Annotated in this window: 27 protein-coding genes; 14 read left to right on the plus strand and 13 right to left on the minus strand. The window is 71.1% G+C overall.

Features of this window, described 5'->3' with window-relative positions:
- The first annotated feature begins 8 nt into the window (after positions 1-8).
- Complete coding sequence (locus tag OJ997_RS06705) at positions 9-242, plus strand: hypothetical protein (protein ID WP_270024291.1); 234 nt, start codon at positions 9-11, stop codon at positions 240-242.
- Here OJ997_RS06705 and OJ997_RS06710 read toward each other — a convergent pair.
- From OJ997_RS06710 to nthA, 3 genes are read right to left on the minus strand one after another with little or no spacing between them, the layout of a single operon-like run.
- The gene (locus OJ997_RS06710) at positions 181-480 is read right to left on the minus strand and encodes a hypothetical protein (RefSeq protein ID WP_270024292.1); all 300 of its coding nucleotides are present in this window, start codon (positions 478-480) and stop codon (positions 181-183) included. The genes OJ997_RS06705 and OJ997_RS06710 overlap by 62 nt on opposite strands.
- Positions 477-1085, minus strand: coding sequence for a nitrile hydratase subunit beta (locus OJ997_RS06715; RefSeq protein ID WP_270024293.1), 609 nt, complete (start codon positions 1083-1085; stop codon positions 477-479). Before OJ997_RS06715 ends, OJ997_RS06710 begins: the two co-directional genes overlap by 4 nt.
- On the minus strand, positions 1082-1660 hold the full coding sequence (gene nthA, locus OJ997_RS06720) for a nitrile hydratase subunit alpha (RefSeq protein ID WP_270024294.1): 579 nt from the start codon (positions 1658-1660) through the stop codon (positions 1082-1084). The genes OJ997_RS06715 and nthA overlap by 4 nt, the downstream gene beginning before the upstream one ends.
- A 65-nt stretch (positions 1661-1725) precedes the next feature.
- On the opposite strand from nthA, the gene OJ997_RS06725 reads away from it, so the two are divergent.
- The 7 genes from OJ997_RS06725 (at position 1726) to OJ997_RS06755 (ending at position 6093) form a co-directional block, all read left to right on the plus strand.
- Complete coding sequence (locus tag OJ997_RS06725; protein ID WP_270024295.1) at positions 1726-2040, plus strand: STAS domain-containing protein; 315 nt, start codon at positions 1726-1728, stop codon at positions 2038-2040.
- A 10-nt stretch (positions 2041-2050) separates the two neighbouring features.
- Positions 2051-3334, plus strand: a complete 1284-nt coding sequence (locus OJ997_RS06730; protein ID WP_270024296.1) for a sensor histidine kinase — start codon at positions 2051-2053, stop codon at positions 3332-3334.
- Positions 3331-3960 (plus strand): response regulator, encoded by a 630-nt coding sequence (locus OJ997_RS06735; RefSeq protein WP_270024297.1) that lies wholly within the window; start codon positions 3331-3333, stop codon positions 3958-3960. The genes OJ997_RS06730 and OJ997_RS06735 overlap by 4 nt, the downstream gene beginning before the upstream one ends.
- A gap of 34 nt (positions 3961-3994) precedes the next feature.
- A complete protein-coding gene (locus tag OJ997_RS06740) occupies positions 3995-4309 on the plus strand; it encodes a hypothetical protein (RefSeq protein WP_270024298.1) in 315 nt (104 codons plus the stop codon).
- A gap of 99 nt (positions 4310-4408) precedes the next feature.
- Positions 4409-4942, plus strand: coding sequence for a YceI family protein (locus OJ997_RS06745; RefSeq protein WP_270024299.1), 534 nt, complete (start codon positions 4409-4411; stop codon positions 4940-4942).
- Between the two features lie 6 nt (positions 4943-4948).
- Positions 4949-5497, plus strand: coding sequence for an NADPH-dependent FMN reductase (locus OJ997_RS06750; RefSeq protein ID WP_270024300.1), 549 nt, complete (start codon positions 4949-4951; stop codon positions 5495-5497).
- Positions 5497-6093: a TetR/AcrR family transcriptional regulator gene (locus OJ997_RS06755; RefSeq protein WP_270024301.1), complete on the plus strand. Its 597-nt coding sequence runs from the start codon at positions 5497-5499 to the stop codon at positions 6091-6093. The genes OJ997_RS06750 and OJ997_RS06755 overlap by 1 nt, the downstream gene beginning before the upstream one ends.
- Here the strand turns inward: OJ997_RS06755 and OJ997_RS06760 are convergent.
- The 5 genes from OJ997_RS06760 to OJ997_RS06780 form a co-directional block, all read right to left on the minus strand.
- On the minus strand, positions 6077-6364 hold the full coding sequence (locus OJ997_RS06760; RefSeq protein WP_121258468.1) for a hypothetical protein: 288 nt from the start codon (positions 6362-6364) through the stop codon (positions 6077-6079). The genes OJ997_RS06755 and OJ997_RS06760 overlap by 17 nt on opposite strands.
- Before the next feature lie 65 nt (positions 6365-6429).
- On the minus strand, positions 6430-7482 hold the full coding sequence (locus tag OJ997_RS06765) for an LLM class flavin-dependent oxidoreductase (RefSeq protein WP_372517873.1): 1053 nt from the start codon (positions 7480-7482) through the stop codon (positions 6430-6432).
- On the minus strand, positions 7479-7736 hold the full coding sequence (locus tag OJ997_RS06770) for a hypothetical protein (RefSeq protein WP_270024304.1): 258 nt from the start codon (positions 7734-7736) through the stop codon (positions 7479-7481). The genes OJ997_RS06765 and OJ997_RS06770 overlap by 4 nt, the downstream gene beginning before the upstream one ends.
- The gene (locus OJ997_RS06775; RefSeq protein WP_270024305.1) at positions 7733-9247 is read right to left on the minus strand and encodes an FAD-binding oxidoreductase; all 1515 of its coding nucleotides are present in this window, start codon (positions 9245-9247) and stop codon (positions 7733-7735) included. Before OJ997_RS06775 ends, OJ997_RS06770 begins: the two co-directional genes overlap by 4 nt.
- Positions 9244-10470: a (Fe-S)-binding protein gene (locus OJ997_RS06780; protein WP_270024306.1), complete on the minus strand. Its 1227-nt coding sequence runs from the start codon at positions 10468-10470 to the stop codon at positions 9244-9246. The genes OJ997_RS06775 and OJ997_RS06780 overlap by 4 nt, the downstream gene beginning before the upstream one ends.
- Before the next feature lie 159 nt (positions 10471-10629).
- Between OJ997_RS06780 and OJ997_RS06785 the strand changes: the two genes are divergently transcribed.
- Positions 10630-10833, plus strand: a complete 204-nt coding sequence (locus OJ997_RS06785) for a cold-shock protein (RefSeq protein WP_121258458.1) — start codon at positions 10630-10632, stop codon at positions 10831-10833.
- A gap of 64 nt (positions 10834-10897) precedes the next feature.
- On the opposite strand, the gene OJ997_RS06790 is transcribed toward OJ997_RS06785, so the two are convergent.
- The gene (locus OJ997_RS06790; RefSeq protein ID WP_270024307.1) at positions 10898-12121 is read right to left on the minus strand and encodes an alpha/beta hydrolase; all 1224 of its coding nucleotides are present in this window, start codon (positions 12119-12121) and stop codon (positions 10898-10900) included.
- Positions 12122-12318: 197 nt separating this feature from the next.
- Positions 12319-12879, minus strand: a complete 561-nt coding sequence (locus OJ997_RS06795) for an RNA polymerase sigma factor (protein ID WP_270024308.1) — start codon at positions 12877-12879, stop codon at positions 12319-12321.
- A gap of 203 nt (positions 12880-13082) precedes the next feature.
- Here OJ997_RS06795 and OJ997_RS06800 point away from each other — a divergent pair, with 203 nt between their 5' ends.
- Positions 13083-13580 (plus strand): RNA polymerase sigma factor, encoded by a 498-nt coding sequence (locus OJ997_RS06800; protein WP_270024309.1) that lies wholly within the window; start codon positions 13083-13085, stop codon positions 13578-13580.
- Here OJ997_RS06800 and OJ997_RS06805 read toward each other — a convergent pair.
- Positions 13562-14512 carry a helix-turn-helix domain-containing protein gene (locus tag OJ997_RS06805; RefSeq protein WP_270024310.1) on the minus strand — a complete coding sequence of 317 codons (951 nt, stop codon included), beginning with the start codon at positions 14510-14512 and terminating at the stop codon, positions 13562-13564. The genes OJ997_RS06800 and OJ997_RS06805 overlap by 19 nt on opposite strands.
- 74 nt (positions 14513-14586) lie before the next feature.
- Between OJ997_RS06805 and OJ997_RS06810 the strand changes: the two genes are divergently transcribed.
- Together OJ997_RS06810 and OJ997_RS37405 are read left to right on the plus strand one after the other, a co-directional pair.
- A complete protein-coding gene (locus tag OJ997_RS06810; protein WP_270024311.1) occupies positions 14587-14973 on the plus strand; it encodes a rhodanese-like domain-containing protein in 387 nt (128 codons plus the stop codon).
- Positions 14974-14981: 8 nt separating this feature from the next.
- Positions 14982-15413 (plus strand): FHA domain-containing protein, encoded by a 432-nt coding sequence (locus tag OJ997_RS37405; protein WP_270024312.1) that lies wholly within the window; start codon positions 14982-14984, stop codon positions 15411-15413.
- On the opposite strand, the gene OJ997_RS06820 is transcribed toward OJ997_RS37405, so the two are convergent.
- Positions 15410-17200 (minus strand): hypothetical protein, encoded by a 1791-nt coding sequence (locus tag OJ997_RS06820; RefSeq protein WP_270024313.1) that lies wholly within the window; start codon positions 17198-17200, stop codon positions 15410-15412. The two genes, OJ997_RS37405 and OJ997_RS06820, sit on opposite strands and share 4 nt — an antisense overlap.
- Before the next feature lie 76 nt (positions 17201-17276).
- Here OJ997_RS06820 and OJ997_RS06825 point away from each other — a divergent pair, with 76 nt between their 5' ends.
- Both OJ997_RS06825 and OJ997_RS06830 read left to right on the plus strand, forming a co-directional pair.
- Entirely contained in the window at positions 17277-17696 is a 420-nt protein-coding gene (locus OJ997_RS06825; RefSeq protein ID WP_270024314.1) for a PadR family transcriptional regulator, read from the plus strand.
- Positions 17608-18045 (plus strand): HAAS signaling domain-containing protein, encoded by a 438-nt coding sequence (locus tag OJ997_RS06830; RefSeq protein ID WP_270024315.1) that lies wholly within the window; start codon positions 17608-17610, stop codon positions 18043-18045. The genes OJ997_RS06825 and OJ997_RS06830 overlap by 89 nt, the downstream gene beginning before the upstream one ends.
- Here OJ997_RS06830 and glpD read toward each other — a convergent pair.
- Positions 18029-19675, minus strand: a complete 1647-nt coding sequence (gene glpD / locus OJ997_RS06835) for a glycerol-3-phosphate dehydrogenase (protein ID WP_270024316.1) — start codon at positions 19673-19675, stop codon at positions 18029-18031. The genes OJ997_RS06830 and glpD overlap by 17 nt on opposite strands.
- Between the last annotated feature and the right edge of the window lie 75 nt (positions 19676-19750).

The following is a 19750-nucleotide window of genomic DNA, read 5'->3' on the forward strand; positions in this document are numbered from 1 at the left end:
GGAGCGCCATGGCGGAGATCGGACTGACGGTCAGCGAGGACGGCGGCGCGCTGCTGGACTTCTCGGGCGGCGGGGAGATCCGCGAGTCGATCGCTTTGGACGAGGTCGCCGACGGTCCGCCCGCCCTCGAGTCGATCGTCCTGCACTTCGACTTCTACGGGCGCCTCGCGCGGATCGAGATCACCGACTCGGCGACTTCGGTGCTGCCCCCGGGGCTGCTGGATCAAAGTCGGCCTGGGTGAGCTCGATCGGGGTGCCGTGCGGCGTGCGGTGCGCCGCTCGGTCCCAGGCGGTGCGCAGCGACGACAGCTCGTCGGACGAGGCCAGGTCGCGCTCGACGACGACGCGCTCGATCGAGGCCAGCAGCTCCAGGTAGGAGGTGCGGCCGGAGACGTCCGGCCAGGTGAGCAGGCCGCGGTCGCTCAGCAACGTCGCGAGCGCGTGGACCTCGGCCTCCCACGGCTCCTCGAACTGCGTCACGCCGGCTCGAGGTAGGGCTCGAAGGCGTCGATCGAGACCGACGAGCCGGGGTCGCCGTCCGGCCCGAACAGCTCGCTGCCGCTGAAGCGCACGAGGTAGAGCCACTGCGGGTCCTCGCCCGTGCCCGTCGAGTTCACGTCGGGGAAGACGTGGAAGCCGTGGACGCGCTCGATCACGCCGTGCTTGCCGCGGGCGTAGCGAGGGAGCCGCGTGTGGCCGTGCGGGTTGAGGTTCTTCGTGACCACCGCGTCGCCGACCGCGAACCGCGCCTCGTGGGTCGGCTCGCGATCGACCGGGCCGCCGCGGGCGAGCGTCGCCGGGACGTCCGCGGCGGCCAGGACCCGCGTGGGGCGCCCGCGCTCCTCCAGCAGCCGCTCCAGCCCGGCCAGCCAGATCTCGTAGTAGCTCAGCGACAGGTACTCGGCGGGCGGCCGGTTCTCGCGCGCGAACCGCGAGATGTCGATGTTCCACTTCCCGCCCGCGCCCAAGGCGAGCACGAGGCCCAGCACGCGCTTCTCCCACTCGGCGTGGAAGAGCGGCTCGTCGACCTCGGCCACCACCGGCCCGAAGCCGTGCACGCCGCCCATGTCGTGGGCGCCGTTCACAGGGTCCCGACGCCGATCATCGAGTCGCGCGTGACGCGCGCCGCCAGCTCGTCCTCGGTCATACCCTCACTGTCAGCTGGACGTTGAGGGATAACGAGGTAGCGGACCTCGGCGGTGGAGTCCCACACGCGCACGGACACGTCCGCGCCCAGCGTCACGCCGAAGTCGGTCAGCACGCCGCGCGGATCGGCCACCGCCCGCGAGCGGTAGGGCGCGCTCTTGTACCAGACGGGCGGGAGCCCGAGGACGCTCCACGGGTAGCACGAGCAGAGCGTGCAGACGACGAGGTTGTGCACGTCCGGCGTGTTCTCGACGGCGACCATGTGCTCGCCCTGGCGGCCGCGGATCCCGAGCTCGGCGATCGCGGGCGTCGCGTCGGCCAGCAGCCGCTCCCGATAGCCGGGATCGACCCACGCCCGCGCGACCACGCGCGCCCCGTTGTGCGGCCCCACCTGGTGCTCGTAGGTCTCGACGAGCGCGTCGAGCGCGGCGGGGTCCACGTGGCCACCGGCGACGAGCGCGCTCTCCAAAGCACGGACCCTGATCTGGACGTCCGAGAGATCACTGTGTGTCATCAGCCAGCCAAACGATAAGTCAGGGCGTTGGAACTCGCCACCGAGGGGGTACTGAACCGCCACGCATGGACGACGACCTCACCATCCGGACCTCTCGTGACGGCTCCACCGTCATCGTCACCGCCGCCGGCGAGATCGACCTCTCGACCGTCGGCGACCTGCGCGCGGCCGTCACCGAGTCGTGCGAGAACTGCGATCGCCTGCGGCTCGACCTCAGCGACGTCGACTTCATCGACAGCACCGGGCTCGGCGGGCTGCTGGAGCTGCGCAGCACCTTGAGAGCCCGCAGCGTCACGCTCGAGATCGTGGCCGGTGACGGCCCGGTCCGCCAGGCCGTGGAGATCACGGGCCTGGGGGAGTTGCTCGCCCACACCCCGTAAAACTGCATGGGTGCGTCGCTCGGCACCCCCACGCGTCGCGTCCGCCGTGACGCGGTTCATGCTCGGCAGCCTCGCCGCGATCGCGGTGATCCTGGTCGGCGGCTTCTTCGCGCTGCGTGACGTCGCCACCCAGGAGGCCGAGCGCGACACCCGCGAGCGCGTGCTGCTCGAAGGCAAGCTGATCGAGGCCGCGGCGCTGGAGAACGGCGTGCTGACCGGCGAGCCGGACGCGTTGCGCCGGCTCGACGACATCGTCCAAGGCCAGATCCTGGGCGAGACCGTCGTGCGCGTGAAGGTGTGGGCGCGGGACGGCACGATCCTCTACTCCGACGAGCCGCGCCTGATCGGGCAGCAGTTCGAGCTGGGGGAGGAGGAGGCCGAGCTGTTCGAGACCGGCGGCGCCGACGCCGAGCTCAGCGACCTGTCCGAGCCCGAGAACCGCTACGAGCGCCAGGAGGGCAAGCTGCTGGAGGCGCACACGGCTATCCGCACGCCCGACCGCACGCAGGTCCTGTTCGAGATCTACCAGCGCTTCAGCTCGATCAACGCGTCCGCGACGGAGATCCTCAAGACGCTCGCGCGGCCGGTGCTCGCGGGCCTGCTCGTGCTGCTGCTGTTCCAGGCCCCGCTGGCCTGGCGGCTCGCGCGCAACCTCCAGCGCGGCCACGAGGAGCGCGAGCGCCTGCTGGCGGGCGCGATCGAGGCCTCAGACCGGGAGCGCCGCCGGATCGCCTCCGACCTCCACGACGGCGTCGTGCAGGACCTCGCGGGCGTCGCCTTCGGGCTCGCCCCGCTGGCCGCCGACGCGCGCCGGCGCGGCAACGACGAGGAGGCGCGGGTGGTCGACGATGCCGTCGACACGTTGCGTCAGGGTGTACGGGACATGCGCACGCTGCTGGTCGAGATCCACCCGCCGCGGCTCGAGACGGCGGGCCTGGAACCCGTCCTGCACGACCTGCTGAGCCCGCTCCGCAAGGCCGGGATCGAGACGCACCTGCACGTGGAGGAGGACCCGCACGCGAAGGACCTCGTGTACCGCGTCGCCCGTGAGGCGCTGCGCAACGTGGTCGCGCACTCGGGCGCGACCCGCGTCGACGTCACGGTCACGCCGACCACGCTCACCGTCGCCGACAACGGCCGCGGGTTCGACGCGCACGAGCAGGCGGCCCGTGCCGCGCAGGGGCACGTGGGCCTGTCGCTGCTGACCGACCTGGTCGAGCAGTCCGGCGGCGAGCTCCTCGTTCGCCCGGTGCCCGGAGAGGGCACCACCGTGATCTTGGAGCTCCCCCGATGATCCGCGTCCTGCTCGCCGACGACCACGGCGTGATCCGCGACGGCCTCGGCCGCCTCATCGGCGGGCTCGAGGACGTCGAGCTGGTCGGCACCGCCGCCGACGGCGCCGAGGCGGTCGAGCTGGCCAAGCGGCTGACGCCCGACGTGGTGCTGATGGACCTCGACATGCCGCGCGTGGACGGGATCGAGGCGACGCGGCAGATCCTCGCCGCTCTGCAGACCAACGTCCTCGTGCTCACGGCGTTCAGCGATCGCCAGCGGATCCTCGGCGCGCTGGAGGCGGGCGCGTGCGGCTACCTGCTTAAGGACGCCGCGTCCGAGGACGTGGCCGAGGGCATCCGCGCCGCCGCCCGGGGCGAGTCGCCGCTGGACCCGCGCGCCGCGCGCACCGTGCTCAGCGCGCGTTCGGAACCCGACCCGCTCGCCGGGCTCTCCCAGCGCGAACGCGAGGTGCTCGACGCGCTCGTGGAAGGCCTCCCCAACAAGCTGATCGCGCGCCGGCTGGAGATCAGCGAGAAGACCGTCAAGTCGCACCTGACGCGGATCTTCCGCGTGCTCGACGTGACCGACCGCACGCAGGCCGCGCTCTGGGCCGAGCGCCACGGAGTGGGCCGAAAGTCGCATTGAGTCCCCGACCGGGGCGCTGACACCTTGCGGTGGCATGCGCCGCCGCTGCCTGTCGTTGCTCGTCCTGCTCCTCGCCGGCTGCGGGACCGTCCGGGCCGCCGCGGACTGCCTCACGCTGGACCTGCGGGCGTCGGAGGGCGAGCTCGCGGCGACGATCACGGTCGCCGAGCCCGCCGACTGGCGGGTGGTTGTGGTCCACGACGGGCACGTCGCCTGGCGCGGGAAGCGGCACGGCCCGTTCACCTACACGCACCGGATGCGGGACTACAAGGGCGCCGACCACGTGATGGTGCGCATCAGCGGTCCCGCCGGAAAGGTATGCACGAAAACCGATCTGGTTTCCGACTAGTTGCATATGGAATTGGATGCGCTACAGTGGGGCACGTAAGCGGAATCGATTCCGTTTACGGGTCGTCAGAGACATTCACTTCCCTGGAGGAAGCCCCGCATGAGCACCACCGCCAGCCCCCTCGCCGGTACCTTCAACGCCGATCCGGTCCACTCGAACTTCGCGTTCGCCGTCCGTTATCAGGGCGTCTCGCTCTTCAAGGGCACGCTTGACGCCGTCGAGGCGACGCTGACCGACGGCAAGCTCGAGGGCAAGGCCCAGGTCGAGTCGATCTCGATCCGCACTCCTGAGCAGTTCCGCGCGCACGTCCTCAGCGACGACTTCTTCGCCGCCGACAAGCACCCGGAGATCACCTTCGTGTCGACCGGCTTCGACGTCGCCGGCGACAACACGGTCGAGGTCACCGGTGACCTGACGATCAAGGGCATCACCAAGCCGGTCACGGCCAAGGGCACCTGGGTCGCCCCGGCCCCGGACGCGTTCGGCAACACCCGCGCGCACCTGAACCTCGAGACCGAGATCGACCGCACCGAGTGGGAGATCAACTGGAACGCCCCGCTGCCGTCGGGCGGCGTCGCGCTGGCCAACAAGGTCACGCTGACCATCGAGCTCGCGCTCGTCGAGCAGGCCTAAGCAGCCATGCGGATCCTCGGCATCGCCGGCAGCCTGCGCCGAGGATCCCACAACCGCCGGCTCCTCCAGGCGGCGAGCGACCTGCTCCCGTCTGGAGTCGAGCTGGTGGAGTGGGACAACCTCGCGGGCATCCCGGCCTTCGACGAAGACCTGGAGAACGATCCGCCCGAGTCCGTGCTGGAGTTCTTCCGCGCGATCGTGGATGCTGACGCTCTGCTGATCGCCACGCCGGAGTACAACGCGTCGATCCCGGGCGCGCTCAAGAACGCCCTCGACTGGGCCTCACGCCCGTTCCCCGAGAACGTGCTCAAGAACAAGCCCGTCGCGGTCGTCGGCGCGAGCACCGGCCTGTTCGGCGCGGTGTGGGCGCAGGCCGAGGCGCGCAAGGCCCTCAAGGCCTCCGGCGCGCACCCCGTCGAGACGGAGCTGCCGGTCGGCCTGGCCGACTACGCGTTCGCCGACGACGGCACCCTCAACGACCCCGAGCTCACGCAGCGCTACACGGACCTGATCGCCGATCTGGTGCGGGAGGTCACGGCTCCGGTCGAGGTCTGATGTTCGAGCTCCCGCAGTTTCAGGAACAGCCCCGTGAGCGGGCCGATGCGGCCCGCAATCGCGAGCGCATCCTGGCGGCTGCGGGCACGCTCGTCGCCGAGAGCGGGATCGACTCCGTCTCGATGGAGGACGTCGCGAAGGCGGCGTGCGTCGGCACCGGCACGCTGTACCGGCGCTTCGGCGACCGGGCCGGGCTCGCGTTCGCGCTGCTCGACGACCAGACCAAGGACTTCCAGGACGCGCTGATCGCCGGCCCGCCGCCGCTCGGCCCGGGCATCCCGGCCGCGCAGCGCCTGCACGCGTTCGGCGCGGGCTTCCTCGACCTGCTCGAGACGCACGCGCCGCTGATGGTCGCGGCCGCGCCGAGCGTCAAGGAGTCGGCGGGCGTGCTCGGGCTCTACTCGACGCACCTGCGGATCCTGCTCGAGGAGGCCACGCCGCACCTGGACCCGCGCTACACGGCCGAGGCGCTGCTGGCGATGCTGGACCCGGCGTACCACCTGCGCATGCGCAGGCTGCTCGGGTACTCGCTCGATCAGCTCGTCGCCGGGTGGGACGGGCTGATCGACGCGATCACCGCTACGCCGCGCCCTTGAACGCGCGGCGGTAGCCCATCACGATCCGGGCTTCGCCGGTCACGGCGCACATCGTGTGGTGGAAGCCGGCGGGCACGATCGCCTCGCCGCCGGGGGAGAGGAGACGCTCCTCACCGTCGAAGCGGAGGGCGATCACACCGTCGATCACGCGCAGGAGGGTGTCGTCCCAGGGACGAACGCGCAACGGGGCGTCTGCACCCAGCGTCTCGAAGGTCAGCGTGACGCCATAGCCGACGGAATCGGAGCGGGAGGGGGAGGTCAGAGCAGCCATTGATGACGATCATCTCCGGCGCTCCCTCCCCCTGCCGCCGTGGCACCGCGAGTCCGGGGGTGCGGTTACCCGAACGCCGGCATCACGCGTTCGTTGACCAACTTGAGCTGGCCGCGGATGTCGGGGACGTTCGGCACGTCCTCGCCGCTGAACAGCTTCACGAGCGCGGGGTCGCTGAGCGCGAGGATCATGTGGTTCACGCCGGCGGGCTCGAGGTCGGTCTTGATCTTCTCCACGACCTCCTCCGGCGTGCCCGCGAGGCTCAGCTTCTCCGCGTAGTGCGGCTCGAACAGGCTGATCGCCTTCTTGACGTCGCCGCCGCCGAGCGCCTCGACCACCGGCGCCAGCTCGCTCGCGTCGATCCCGTGGCGGGCGAGCTGCTCGGCGGGCATCGAGGAGATGTAGAACGCGACGAGGATGCGTGCGGCGCGCTTGGCCGCCTCGCTGTCCTCGGAGACCACGGTCACGACCCAGGCGCCGTTGTCGAGGCTCGCGTAGTCCCGGCCCGCCCTTTCCGCGCCCTCCCTGAGCAGCCCGGACGAGTAGTCGTAGGCCTCGCGGCTGTACGCGAGCGCCTGGTGCATGCCGTCGGCGATCTCGCCCGCGGTGCGGAACGAGCGCGGGCCCTTCATCGCGCCCATCTTGATCGGGATGCCGCCGTCCTGGACGGGCTTGGCGAACGTGTACAGGCCGCTGTACTGGAAGAAGTCGCCGTCGAAGGTGATCGCGCCCTCGCTCAGGAAGGTGCGCATCACGTGGATCGCTTCCTTCAGGCGTGAGAGCGGCTTCTGGCCCTCCCAGTCGATCTTGTACTGCGACAGCAGGCCGAAGTTGCCGGTGGAGACGACGATCTCGGTGCGACCGCCGGTCAGCTCGTCGAGCGTCGCCATCTGCTGGCAGATGAGCGTCGGCTCGCGCAGGAACACGTGCGTGACGTTCGGCCCGAAGCGGATCTGCTTCGTCTCGCGCGCCGCGGCCGCGAACAGCACCCACAGGTCCTTGTGCCAGGTCTCATCGACCGAGTACGCGGCGTAGAAGCCGAGCTCGTCCGCGGTCTTGATGATCTCGATGCACTCGTCGAGCGGGTAGTCCGGCAGCATGCAGTAGCTGAACCTCACGGGTGTTCCTCCATGGTCTCGGACTCCTCGCCGGCGAGGAGGACCTCGTCGGCGAAATGGGCGTGCATCCAGTCCAGGTGGTCCCAGCGGGCGTTGAAGATGCGGCGGGAGTCCCAGACCGGCATGTCCTGCTGTGGGGTGATCTGCATCAGATCGGGGTCGACCTCGTACTGATGCTCGAGGCGCTCGACGACGGTGTCGGTGATGCGGCGTGGTGGCGGCGGCGTCTGCTCGCCGAGGCGGAAGATCGTCATTCGTAGGCCTCGTCGAGCGACTGCTTGCCGGGGTTCATGACGTTGTTGGGGTCCAGGGCGCGCTTGATCGCCTTCACGACCGGCCAGGCGCTGCCCATCTCCTCGGGGACGAGGTCGGCGTCGCCTTCGCGCGTGGCCCCGTGGCAGGCGGTGATCGAGCCGCCGTACTTGAGGCTGACCTGCGCGATCTCGCGCTTGCAGTCGACCCAGGCGGCCCAGTACTCGTCGTTGAGCTTCTGCTCCCAGATGCCCACGTCGATCTCGACCAGGTAGTCGGCCCACGGCTTGTGGGCGCCCGACGTGTAGGCGAACATGCCCCAGTCGTCGAAGATGCCGTACCGCTCGCGGTAGCGGGCGACGATCGCGTGCCACTCCTCGCGCACCTGGGGGAGGACGGAGTAGTTGAGCGCCGCGTCCTCGCAGTGCCAGCTCATGAGCACGGCCTGGCCGTCGAGGTCCCGCCCGTGGAGGGGCGTGGCGTAGCGGTCGTGGCGTGAGGCCCAGTCGCCGGCGGAGATCTCGTCGCCGAGGTACTTGCCGGTGTTGGACTTGCCGAGCCGCATGATCTCCTTCGACGCCGGCTCGACCTCGCACCGGCGCCCGTACATCGCGACCGCGACGACGGCGTTGACCGTGTCGGGCTGCGGGATGTAGGCCTCGTCGTCGCGGCGCAGGTACTCGATCTTCTTCTCGTCGAAGAGCACGACGCCCGCGATCGTCGCCAGCCCGGACTTGGTGAGGATGCCCGTCGTCTCCCACGCCTTGATGTACTCGTCGAAGGCGAAGAACGCGGCGAACTCCACCTCCGGGCGCGGCACCAGCTCGAGCGTCGCCTGGGTGGTGATCCCGAGCGTGCCCTGGTGGCCCGTGAACAGCTGCTTGAGCGTGAGGCCGGTGGAGGACTTGCGCAGCTTGCGGCCGCCGCCCTCGGCGATCTCGACGATCTCGCCGGTGGGGAGGACGACCTCCATGCTGATGACGAGGTCGCGCGTGTGGCCGTAGCGGGCGCCGAGCAGGCTCCAGCCGCCGGTGCCGATGCGCCCGCCGACGAGGCTGCACGGGTAGCTCGCCGGGTCGTCGGGATAGATGACGCCGTGCTGCTTGAGCTCCTCGTTGAGCTTGAGCATGTTGATGCCCGGTCCGACGGTCACCGTGCGGTCCACGAGGTCGATCTCGTGGATCTGGTTCATGAGCTTGCAGTCGATCATGATCCCGCCGCGCAGCGGGACGGCGCCGTCGCTCAGGCCGGTGCCGCCGGCACGGGGGACGATCGGGATCTTGTGGCGGTTCGCGAGCTTGACGACCTCGGAGACCTCGATGGCCGTCTTCGGGAGGATCACGACGTCCGGGTAGTGCTCCGCCCAGCGGTGGACGGGGAACGGGGCGGGGACGCGGCTGCGGAAGGCGCGGCTGGACTGGTCCGGCCGCACGCGCGCGTCGTCGCCGATGATCGCTCTGAGCTCCTCGACGACGTGGTCGTCGACGGCGCTCTTGAAGGCGACGGGGCTCACGGCTCGATCCCCGCGCTCACCGCCACCAGCTCGAACAGGTCCATCACGCCGAGGTTGGCCTCGTGGCCGGCTTCGGAGAGCGGGCGTTCGGACCACGGGCAGGCGCTGATCAGCGTGTCGACCTCCAGCTCGGCGGCCTTCGCGACACGCCGGCGGCTGATCTCCTTCGTGATCTCGGGCTTGGCCACCGGCAGCCCGCCGCCACCGCCGGAGCAGTAGGACCACTGGGTGACGCGGTCCACGTCCTTGAAGGTGATGCCGGGAATGGCGCGGATGAGCTCACGCGGCGCCTCGTGGACGCCCTTGCGCTTGTTCAGGCGACAGGGGTCGTGGTAGGTGACGGTGCGCTCGACGGGCTGCGTGAGCTCGATCCTGCCGCCCTTGACGAGGTCGTTGATCAGCTCGACGCCGAGCACGATCTCGAAGTCGTAGGCCTCGCCGAAGTACTTGGGGTAGTCCTCGGTGAAGGCGATGAAGTCGTGCGGGTCGGGCGCGATGATGCGGGTCGCGCCCACGGCGCGCCAGTCCTCGACGTTGTGGGTCGCGTGCTTGAGCGCCAGGTCCTGGTAGCCCATCTCGGCCGCGGGGCCGCCGCAGCACCACTGCTCGCGCATCAGCCCGAACTCGACGCCGGCCTTCTGGAGCAGCTGCGCGAACGCGCGTGTGTAGGAGGTGCGGAAGAACGCGGCCTCGCAGTCGACGAACAGGAGCGTCTGCCCGCCGACCGGGATGTCCAGCCCGATCGCCCAGTCGGCCACATGTTCTTGTGAAACTCTTGTGTCCCCGAGGACGGGTTCGTTGTGGTCGAGCGCAAGGCGTTCGTTCCACAATTTCCACGCTTCCTGCTCATTTCCGGTCTCGACCATGAGCGCGCGCATGGCCTTCACGACGTCCACCGTGCGGGTGCGATGGCGGTAGAAGTCGCCCGTCATCAGCGTGTTCGGACACCGCAGCTCGCACGCGCCGCACTGCGTGCAATGGACGAAGTCGTCGGCGACATCTTCCACGTTTAGCAGGCCTTTTTCCATCGCGACGATGCTCGCGTGGAAGGCCGTCGGCGTGTGGTTCTCGTTCCGCGTGACCTGCATCACGGGGCAGACCTCACGGCAGAACTTGTGCCCGGATGAGAAGCATCCGTAGGCGTTGTCGCGCCACCGTTCTGCGAACTCGAGCTCCTGGTCGCCCACCCGTCTCTCCCTCCTCGATGGTGCCGGTGGGGGCATCCTAAGGCGTGAGCACTGCATGAGGCAGCAGGATCTGTCTAGAATACGTGGAGTACGGGCCGGGAAATCGAATCCTGGCCATAAGCAGTGCGCAGCGCCCGCAAGTTGCTTCATGGCTCCTCCGCGTTCGCAGCACACAACTCCGTGGAGGCACAACCAATGGCTACCGGAACCGTGAAGTGGTTCAGCGACGAAAAGGGCTTTGGGTTCATCACGCCCGATGACGGCGGCAAGGACCTCTTCGTCCACCACACCGGCATCAACAGCAACGGCTTCCGCACCCTCGCCGAGGGCGCGAAGGTCTCCTTCGAGGCCGAGAACGGCCCGAAGGGCCCGAACGCCGTCAACGTGACGTCGATCTAAGAACCACACCAGTTCTGCGCGGGCGCCCGCGGCTCATGCCGCGGGCGTTTGTGTTTAAGGGGTCCTACAGCGATCGGTCGAAGAAGCCGACGACGCGCCGCTCGTACTCCGCGGGGCGGGCACGGAGGCCGCCGATGTGCGCCGACTCGGGGATCTCCCACAGCTCGGCGTTCGATCCCTGGGTGTAGCGGCGGTTCAGTCGCTCGCCGTTGGGGCTGTTCGGCGCGGCGATCAGCAGCGCCGGCTGCCGGAGCTGCTCCACGAGGCCGTCCAGGCGCCGCGGCGGCGTCTCCCCGGTCTCGATCGCCAGCGTGAGGTCACGGAGGCCGTACGAGATCGCGGCGCCCACGTGGTCGTACCAGCGCAGGTCGGCGTCGAGCTCGTCGCCCATCGTCCGCGCGCCCGCGCCTTCGGAGACGACCGCGTCCAGCGCCGGCGTCTCGGCCGCGACCTGCAGCATCAGCTCGCCACCGACCGAGAGCCCGAGCCCGCCGATCCGGTCGACACCCTGCCGCTCCAGGAACGCGATCGCGCCCTTGACGTCGCGGCCGCCGCCCCAGCCCCAGCCGTTCGGCTGGCCCTCGCTGCGGCCTTCGCCGCGGCGGTCGAACAGCAGCACGCCGTAGCCGTGGCGGGCGAGCATGCGGGCCTGCGCCTGCGGGCCCTTGCGGCCCGGGAAGACGATCACGGCCGCCCCGTTGCGCGACGGGGCGTACCAGCCCTGCAGCTTCAGCCCGTCGGTGGAGGTGAAGGTGACGTCCCGCACCGGCACGCCCATGCGGTTCTCCGGCACGACGGCCCGTGCCGTGTGCGAGTGCACGTAGGCGACTCCGACCGGCAGGACGGCGATGAAAGCCGTCACGAGGAGCCCCACGCCGAGGGCGGTGCGGCGGGCGAGCCGGCGTCCGCCACGCCGGAGGGTCCGCCACAGCGTGCCCGTACCGAGGCCGATCAGCCCCAGCGTGGCGGGGAGGGCGAGCCAGCCGGTCACGTCGTCGCTGGAGAGGCCGAGCTCGCTGGTGTAGTAGACGGCGTCGAGTCCGGTGGCGACGCCGAGCACCCCGAGCAGGAGCGCGAGCGCGCCGCGTGCCGTCCCCCGAAGCCGCGGGTACGCCCACGCCGCCACGGCGAGCAGCGCCAGCGGGACGAGGGCGGCGAACGGTCGGTCGGTGACCGGCACGCCGGCGGGTGGCTGCAGGACGGTGTCGTCGAGCACCCGCAGCCCGAGCAGCGCGCTCCCGGCCCGGAAGAGCCGCGCCTCGGTGCGGGTGGAGAGGGTCGTGATCATCGCGATCCAGCGTCCCAACCGCGTCGCGCCGTGAGAACCGGGGCAGGCGCGAGGTCGCCGCGCGCAAACCCACCGCCCCCGGGGGCGGGAAGCCACACCGGGAGGGGGCCGCGCTTCGGACCGGGAGGGAGCGGATGCCCGGCGCCGCGAGCTTAAAGACCCAGGGCCTTTAGTTCAGCCTTAGTTCCACTTTAGCTTCACGCCGCCGCGCGGAGGGTGCCGCGGGCGCGGTAGGCGAGCTGGCGGATCGCGCCCGCCGTCATCCCGAGGTCGGCCGCGATCCGCTCGTGGCTGTCGCCGTTGAAGGCGTGGCGGACGATCACCTGGCGCTGGGAGTCCGGCAGCGCTCCGATCGCGTCCACGACGCCGTCGAACCACTCGCGACGGGCGAACGCGTCCTCGGGTTCGCTCTCGTGGCCCAGGAAGTCGTCCGGGACCGGCCCGAACGCGAGCTGCGGGTCGCGAGCGATGTTCAGCGCCGCGTTGCGGGCGATGCGGTACAGCCACGGCTTGAGCGCGAGCGGCAGCGTGGCGCCGGGGTCGGTGAGCGCGCCGTGCGCGTTGATGAACGTCTGCTGGAGCGCGTCGTCGGCGGGCGCGGCGGCGAGGAACCGCCGGCAGTGACGGGCGAGCGGACCGCGATAGCGATCCACGATCGTGGCGAACGCGCGCTCGTCACCGGCCCGCGTGAGCGCCACCAATCGGGCATCGGAGGCGGCGACGAGGGCGGAGGGGCTGAGCTGGCGAGCGGGCGACATGACGTACCCAGAGCCTTCCCGCGCCCAGGTAGGACCCTCAATGGGACCTTCGTCCCGCCCAACCCGGGACACCCATTTCTAAAGAGGGACTGTCCCTCTTTAGCGACAGCTGTCGCGTTTAGGGGTCTGACCCCTTTATGTTGGGGGCAGGCAGGGGGAGTTCCCCCATATGGCGCGGGCGCGCCAAACGGGAGTCTCGGTGCATGCCCACCGAGTCCTTGAACCCAGAGACGCTTCCCGTCCACATTGATTCCCTCCGCCGCGCCGCCCGTGCCATGACCCGCTCGCACCACGACGCCGAGGACCTCGTCCAGGACACGCTCGTGAAGGTGCTGGCGCGGCCGCGGACCGTCGGTCCTGCCGGCGCCGGCCCGTACCTGCACCAGGCGTTGCGCAACACGCACATCTCGGCGCTGCGGACGCGTGACCGGCGGCCCGTGCTGGCGCCGCTCGAGGATGAGGACACGCGGCTGGTCGCGCCCGCCCACGGTGAGCCGGTCGAGGTCATCCACACCCGCGAGGTGCTGGCCAAGATCCACGCCCTGCCGACCGCGCAGCGTCAGGTGATCGCCGCGGTCGATGTCGCTGGGCTCGCCTACACGGAGGCGGCCGAGGTGCTGCAGATCCCCGTCGGCACCGTGATGAGCCGACTGCACCGTGGGCGCCAGCGCCTCCAGAACGACTACGCGGCGGCGGCGTAGAACGCGCGCCGGTAGGCCGTTGGCGTCGTGCGCATGATCGCGGTGAAGTGATGCCGGTACGTCGCCGCCGTGGCGAACCCGACCCGCGCGGCCACCGTCTCGACGGAGTCCTCGGACGCCTCCAGCAGCGCGAGCGAGGCCCGCACGCGCTGCTCGATCAGCCAGCGCCCCGGCGTCGTGCCGGTCGCGCGCTGGAAGCGACGCGTGAACGTGCGCACGCTCATGTGGGTGTGCGCGGCGAGCGTGGCCAGGTCCAGCGGCTCCTGCAGGCGCTCGAGCGCCCAGGCCATGGCGCGCGCGATCGGGTCGTCGTCCGGGTGCGCGGGCATCGGCAGGTCGATCAGCTGCGCCTGGCCGCCGTCGCGGTGCGGCGGGATGACCAGCCGGCGCGCGACCGCGTTGGCCACGGCGGACCCGTGGTCTCGGCGCACGAGGTGCAGGCACAGGTCGATCCCCGCGGCGCTGCCCGCGCTCGTGAGCACGTCCTCGCCGTCCACGTACAGGACGTCCGCGTTGACGGTCAGCTCCGGATGGCGCGCCGCGAGCGTCTCCGCGTAACGCCAGTGCGTCGCCGCCTCCCGGCCGGCGAGCAGGCCCGCGGCGGCCAGCAGGAACACCCCGCTGCAGATGCTCACGATCCGGGCGCTCGACTCGCGCACCGCGGCCAGCACGGCGTCTGAGGGCTCCCCGCTCCAGCCCGGCACGACGATCGTGTCGGCGTCGCGCAGCGCCTCGAGCCCGGCCTCGACGACGAAGCTGAAGCCGCCGGTGGTGGCCGGGATCACGCCCGGATGCTCGGCGCACAGCGTGAGCTCGTACCACCACGGCACGTCGAGCTCGGGCCGTTCGAGCCCGAAGACCTCGGTGACGATCCCCAGCTCGAACGGGGCGATCCGCGGGGGGAGGAGGGCGACGACACGATGCGCGGGCATGGTGGCCAGATCTTGACGCATGTCGTCCATCAGGTCACTGGTCGGATGTCGCAAGTCTCGGGAGCATGCTGCTCATGACCAACTACTTCGCCGAGCGCCTGCTTCATGAGACCGACGCCGCCGACGTCGCCGAGGCGCTGAACGACGGCACGTTCACCGTGATCGACTCCCGCAGCGAGCGCGCCTACGACGACGCGCACATCCCCGGCGCGATCTGCCTGCGCCGCACGGCGATCGCCGACCTCCCCGCCGGTCCGCTCGTCGTCTACTGCTGGGGCCCGGGCTGCAACGGCGCGGTGAAGGCCTGCGCCCGGCTCGTCGCCGCCGGTCGCACCGAGGTGAAGGAGATGCTGGGCGGCTTCGAGTACTGGGTCCGCGAGGGCTTCGCGCTCGAGGGCGAGGACGCCGCTCGTCACGAGCCCGACCTGAGCGGTCTCGTCTGCGACATCGCGGTGGCATGATGCGGTGAGTGGACGCGGCCGACCGAGCGCTGCGCAGGCTCCGCGACGCCTACGGCGCCGGCCACGTCAGCACGGCCACGCTCGAGGTGCGCACGGCGCTCGCGCTGAGCGGCCGTGCCGACGACGCGGTCTGGGACCTCCCGCGCTGGCGCCTCTTCGCCCGCGAGCCGGTCCGCGGGCTCGTCCTCCACGACCACGAGTGGCCGCTGGAGGAGCGCGGCCGCTGGACGCTCGGCCGCGGCTCCGGGTGCGAGATCCCGCTGCTCGACGATAGCGTCTCCCGCCGGCACGCCGAGATCGCGGTCCGGGCGGGAATCTGCCTCGTCCGCGATCTCGGGTCCTGCAACGGCACGCGCCTCAACGGCCACTTCGTCACCCGGGCGCGCCTGCGCCGCGGGGACGTGCTGGAGCTCGGCGAGACCGAGCTCCGGGTCCGCTAGTCCAGGATCTGCAACCCGATCACGCCGGGCGTGAACGCGCTCGTATCCACGTCGTCGCGTCCGCGGCCGGTGTCGATCCGCAGCGTGTCGGCCGGTTCGGCGTGGCTGACGTTGACCTTCGCCTGGAGTCCGGTCAGCGTCGCCGTCGTGCCCTTGCCGGTGAGCGTCAGGCGGTCGCGGCCGGGCGTTCCGTCGACGAGCACGCGGTCGGCGGCGTTGTCGCCCTTGGCCGTGATCGGGAGGCCGGCGAGGCTCACGTCGACGAGCTCCAGGCCGGGCCGGTCGGCGACGTCGATCGTGTCGGCGCCGCCGCCGGCCACGAGGTTCAGCTCCTCGAGGTCGTCGACGGTGAGGACGTCTGAGTCGTGCACGATCCGGCCGCGCTTGACGGTGAAGGTCTCGGCGGCGCTGGAGCCCTCCATAAAGACCGAGTCGCGGGAGGCGCCGCCGTCGACGCTGTCGCTGCCGTCGCCGGCGCGCCAGCTGAAGCGGTCGAAGTCACCGCCGAGCTTCGCGGTGTCGCGGCCGAGGCCGCCGCGGGCGTCGTCGAAGCCGGGGCCGCCGACGAGGAGGTCGTCGCCCGGTCCGCCGAGCAGGACGTTGTCGCCAGCGCCGCCGACGAGCGTCACCGCCATCGAGTCCACGGATGCGCTGAGGATGTCGTCGCCGCCGCGGCCGTCGATCGTCAGCCGGTCGATCCGCTCGGGCTGGTCGAACAGCACGTAGGTGGGCGCGAGCACGCCGAAGGTGCCGAACGAGATCTGGTCGCCGTCCTCGGAGCCGTAGACGGTCGCCCGGTCCGCGCCCGCGCCGAGGTCGGCGATGACCTGGAACGTGTCGGTGGCCGAGAGGTCGCCGACGGCGAGCGTGTCGGCGCCGTCACCGGTCTCCACCTGTAGGACGTCGGTGTTGTCGAGCTCGACCTCGTCGAAGCGCACGCGGTCACCCTGCGCGGAGAGCTCGACGCGGCGCCGGCCGCTGATCGTCAGCGTGTCCAGGCCGTCGCCCAAGTCGACGCGCACGCGGTCGAAGCGGTGCCGCGCGAACGTGGCGTCGCCGACGCGGACGCGCCCGCCTTCGAACGCGAGCGCGAGGTCGTCGGGATCGGCCGTTCCCTCCACGATCAGCGTGCGCTGCTCGACCCGCACCGGCAGCGGGCCCTCGACGAACTCGCGGTCGCCGTAGGCGATCCGCGCCCGCTTGGCGTCCCCGCCGATCCGCTGCGCGAAGTCCAGCGCGAACTGCCGGTCCTCGACCGCCGCGACGAGGCGCAGGTGGTCGGCTTGCGTGACCGAGCCGCCGAACAGCCGCTCGGCGGCCGGCCGGTCATTGAGCAACCCGGTGCGCAGCTCGTCGGCGGTCACGCTCGGCACGTCGAGCTCGACTCCATCCACGCGCGGATCGGAGGCGGGCAGCCGGTCGAACGTCAGCACCGACTGCTGGCTGAAGCGCGCGCGGATCGTGTCGGCGATCGTGTGCAGCTCGTCCGGCTCGACCCCGCCGACCGCGAACACCCGCGAGCGCTCGAAGGTGGTGCTTCCGGAGCCGGAGTCGAAGAACACGCCGTCGAGCAGGTCCGAGCCCCGCACCCGCCCGCCGCCGTCCTCGATCAGCCGGCTCGCCTCACGTTCGAACGCGATCAACGGATCGTCCAGCCGCGGGTCCGCGGGGTCCGTGATGATCGCGGTGTTGTTCGTGGCGAAGATCTCCGCGTCGTGCGCGGCGGCGGCCGGCGCACCCACGCCGAGCACGAGCACCGCCGCCACCACTGCTCTGTGTGTGCGCATGTCGCGCCAGACGTGCGAGCCGCGCCCGGCATTCCCCCCCTTGCACTGGTCCGCGTGGCCAGGTACCTTGCTGCGCATGGCACCGGCCATCTCCCAGCTGCGGCGCGGCGTGCTCGAGTACTGCGTGCTCGCGCTCCTGCGCGACGGCGAGCGCTACGCGTACGAGCTCGTGACGACGCTCGGCGAGGCCGACGGGATGGTCACCAGCGAGGGAACGCTGTACCCGCTGCTCTCGCGGCTGCGCAAGGAAGGGCTCGTAGAGACCACCTGGCGCGAGTCCACGTCCGGCCCGCCACGCCGCTACTACACGCTCACCGCCGAGGGGGAGGCCACGCTCGACGCGTTCGTCGTCGAGTGGCGGCGCTTCTCCCGGTCCGTCGATGGCCTGCTGGCCATGGGGAACCCGCATGACGCACACCCTGCACCCGCTCGCCGAGGACTACTTGGAGCGGCTCGACCGGGCGGCCGCCCACCTGCCGCGCGCCCGGCGACGTGAGCTGGTCGACGACATCGAGGCGCACCTGCTGGAGGCGCTGAGCCCGGAGCCCAGCGACGCCGAGGTACGTGAGGTGCTGGCGCGGCTGGGCGCGCCCGAGGAGATCGTGGACGCCGAGGCGCCGCGCCCGCCGCGGCCGGCGCGCCCGGCCGGGCGCAAGTGGGGGACGGGCGCCACGGTCCTGTTCGCAGCCGTGACGCTCGTGTGCCTCTACATCGCCGCGAGCCTGGGGGCCTACTGGGGCATGCAGCGGGAGGGCGCCGACGGCGGCCAGCTGATCGGCGCCGCGGTGCTCCTCCTCCTGCTGACGCCCGTGGGGTTGGGCGTCTACCTCAGCCGGCGGGGCTGAACACGTCCGGCGCGCTGAGCCGCTCCAGGTCCGCCGCGCGGTCGTCGGGCTGCTCCTGCGAGCGACGCTCGGCCGCGACCCGCTCGCGGTAGAGCGACACCTCGCGGGCGATCGTGTCCTCGTCCCAGCCGAGCGGACCGGCCATCAGGCGGGCGGCCGGCTCGGCCGACTCCAGGCCGCGGTCCCAGGTCTCGATCGAGATCCGGGTGCGGCGTGCGAGCACGTCGTCCAGGTGGCGCGCGCCTTCGTGGGAGGCGGCGTACCGGACCTCGACGCACAGGTAGTCGTCCGCGCCCGGCAGCGGCTCGCCCAGCGCAGGCTCGTCCTTCATCATCGAGAGCAGCTCGTCGGTGCGCGTGCCGTAGCGGCGCAGCAGGTGCTCGATCCGCGCGACGTGCACGCCCGACTCGGTGGCCACGCGCTCGCGGCGGTTCCAGAGCGCCTGGAAGCCGTCGCCGCCGACCAGCGGCGTGACGTCGGTGGCCGAGGGCGGGACGTGGCGGTCCAGGCCGTGCACGGCCGCGTCGATCGCGTCCTTGGCCATCACGCGGTAGGTCGTGTACTTGCCGCCGGCCACGGCGATCAGGCCCGGGACGGGCACGGCGACCGTGTGCTCGCGCGAGAGCTTCGACGTCGACTCGGACTCGCCCGTGAGCAGCGGCCGCAGCCCCGCGTAGACGCCCTCGACGTCCTCGCGCGTCAGCGGCTGGTTGATCACCGCGTTGATGTGCTCGAGCACGTAGTCGATGTCCGACGACGACGCGGCGGGGTGCGCCTTGTCGAGATTCCAGTCGGTGTCGGTGGTGCCGATGATCCAGTGGCGGCCCCACGGGATCACGAACAGCACGCTCTTCTCGGTGCGCAGGATCAGGCCGGTGTCCAGCTGGAGCCGATCCTTCGGCACCACGAGGTGGATGCCCTTGGAGGCGCGCACCTGGAACTTGCCGCGCTCGCCGACGAGGTGCTGGACGTCGTCGGTCCACACGCCGGTGGCGTTGACGACCTCGTGCGCACGCACCGAGATCACCGCCTCGCTGGCCATGTCGCGGACCTTGACGCCCGTGACCCGCTCACCTTCGCGCAGGAAGCCGACGACCTTCGCGTTGGACACCACCGCGGCGCCCAGTGAGGCCGCCGTTCGCGCCACGGTCATCGTGTGCCGGGCGTCGTCGACCTTCGCGTCGTAGTACTGGAGCGCACCGACCAGTGAGTCCGATTTGAGCGCCGGCGCGATGCGCAGCGCGCCCCGCTTCGTCAGGTGCCGGTGGCGCTTGAGCCCCTTGTAGCCGCCGAGCGAGTCGTACAGGATCAGCCCGGCGCCGATGTACGGGCGCTGCCAGTGCTCGGTCAGCGGCAGCATGAACGGGACCGGCTGCACGAGATGTGGCGCAATGACGTTCAACAGCAGGGAACGTTCGCGCAGCGCCTCACGCACCAGGCCGAAGTCCCGCTGCTCCAGGTAGCGCAAGCCCCCGTGCACGAGCTTGCTCGACCGTGACGAGGTGCCGGAGGCGAAGTCCCGCGCCTCCACGAGCGCCACGTTGAGGCCGCGTGTGGCCGCGTCCAGAGCCGAACCGGCGCCCACGGTGCCCCCGCCGATCACCACGACATCGAATACCTCGGACTCCAAGCGCGTAAGCGCTTCGCGGCGTTGCTCGGGACCAAGACGGCTGCGGTCGTTCAAGAGCGGGCTCCTGCGGGGAGT

This window comes from Solirubrobacter phytolaccae (assembly GCF_027587195.1).
In the GTDB taxonomy this organism is placed as follows: Bacteria; Actinomycetota; Thermoleophilia; order Solirubrobacterales; family Solirubrobacteraceae; genus Solirubrobacter; species Solirubrobacter phytolaccae.

Bases quoted from the DNA above. Each gene is read 5' to 3' on its own strand.
- OJ997_RS06830 (WP_270024315.1), top strand. From the start codon at position 17,608: ATGACGCACACCCTGCACCCGCTCGCCGAGGACTACTTGGAGCGGCTC.
- OJ997_RS06705 (WP_270024291.1), top strand. From the start codon at position 9: ATGGCGGAGATCGGACTGACGGTCAGCGAGGACGGCGGCGCGCTGCTG.
- OJ997_RS06790 (WP_270024307.1), bottom strand. From the start codon at position 12,121: ATGATCACGACCCTCTCCACCCGCACCGAGGCGCGGCTCTTCCGGGCC.
- OJ997_RS06725 (WP_270024295.1), top strand. From the start codon at position 1,726: ATGGACGACGACCTCACCATCCGGACCTCTCGTGACGGCTCCACCGTC.
- OJ997_RS06810 (WP_270024311.1), top strand. From the start codon at position 14,587: ATGACCAACTACTTCGCCGAGCGCCTGCTTCATGAGACCGACGCCGCC.
- OJ997_RS06785 (WP_121258458.1), top strand. From the start codon at position 10,630: ATGGCTACCGGAACCGTGAAGTGGTTCAGCGACGAAAAGGGCTTTGGG.
- OJ997_RS06770 (WP_270024304.1), bottom strand. From the start codon at position 7,736: ATGACGATCTTCCGCCTCGGCGAGCAGACGCCGCCGCCACCACGCCGC.
- OJ997_RS06800 (WP_270024309.1), top strand. From the start codon at position 13,083: ATGCCCACCGAGTCCTTGAACCCAGAGACGCTTCCCGTCCACATTGAT.
- OJ997_RS06795 (WP_270024308.1), bottom strand. From the start codon at position 12,879: ATGTCGCCCGCTCGCCAGCTCAGCCCCTCCGCCCTCGTCGCCGCCTCC.
- OJ997_RS06820 (WP_270024313.1), bottom strand. From the start codon at position 17,200: ATGCGCACACACAGAGCAGTGGTGGCGGCGGTGCTCGTGCTCGGCGTG.
- OJ997_RS06750 (WP_270024300.1), top strand. From the start codon at position 4,949: ATGCGGATCCTCGGCATCGCCGGCAGCCTGCGCCGAGGATCCCACAAC.
- OJ997_RS06745 (WP_270024299.1), top strand. From the start codon at position 4,409: ATGAGCACCACCGCCAGCCCCCTCGCCGGTACCTTCAACGCCGATCCG.
- OJ997_RS06825 (WP_270024314.1), top strand. From the start codon at position 17,277: ATGGCACCGGCCATCTCCCAGCTGCGGCGCGGCGTGCTCGAGTACTGC.
- OJ997_RS06760 (WP_121258468.1), bottom strand. From the start codon at position 6,364: ATGGCTGCTCTGACCTCCCCCTCCCGCTCCGATTCCGTCGGCTATGGC.
- OJ997_RS06755 (WP_270024301.1), top strand. From the start codon at position 5,497: ATGTTCGAGCTCCCGCAGTTTCAGGAACAGCCCCGTGAGCGGGCCGAT.
- OJ997_RS06735 (WP_270024297.1), top strand. From the start codon at position 3,331: ATGATCCGCGTCCTGCTCGCCGACGACCACGGCGTGATCCGCGACGGC.
- OJ997_RS06805 (WP_270024310.1), bottom strand. From the start codon at position 14,512: ATGCCCGCGCATCGTGTCGTCGCCCTCCTCCCCCCGCGGATCGCCCCG.
- nthA (WP_270024294.1), bottom strand. From the start codon at position 1,660: ATGACACACAGTGATCTCTCGGACGTCCAGATCAGGGTCCGTGCTTTG.
- OJ997_RS06780 (WP_270024306.1), bottom strand. From the start codon at position 10,470: ATGCCCCCACCGGCACCATCGAGGAGGGAGAGACGGGTGGGCGACCAG.
- OJ997_RS06740 (WP_270024298.1), top strand. From the start codon at position 3,995: ATGCGCCGCCGCTGCCTGTCGTTGCTCGTCCTGCTCCTCGCCGGCTGC.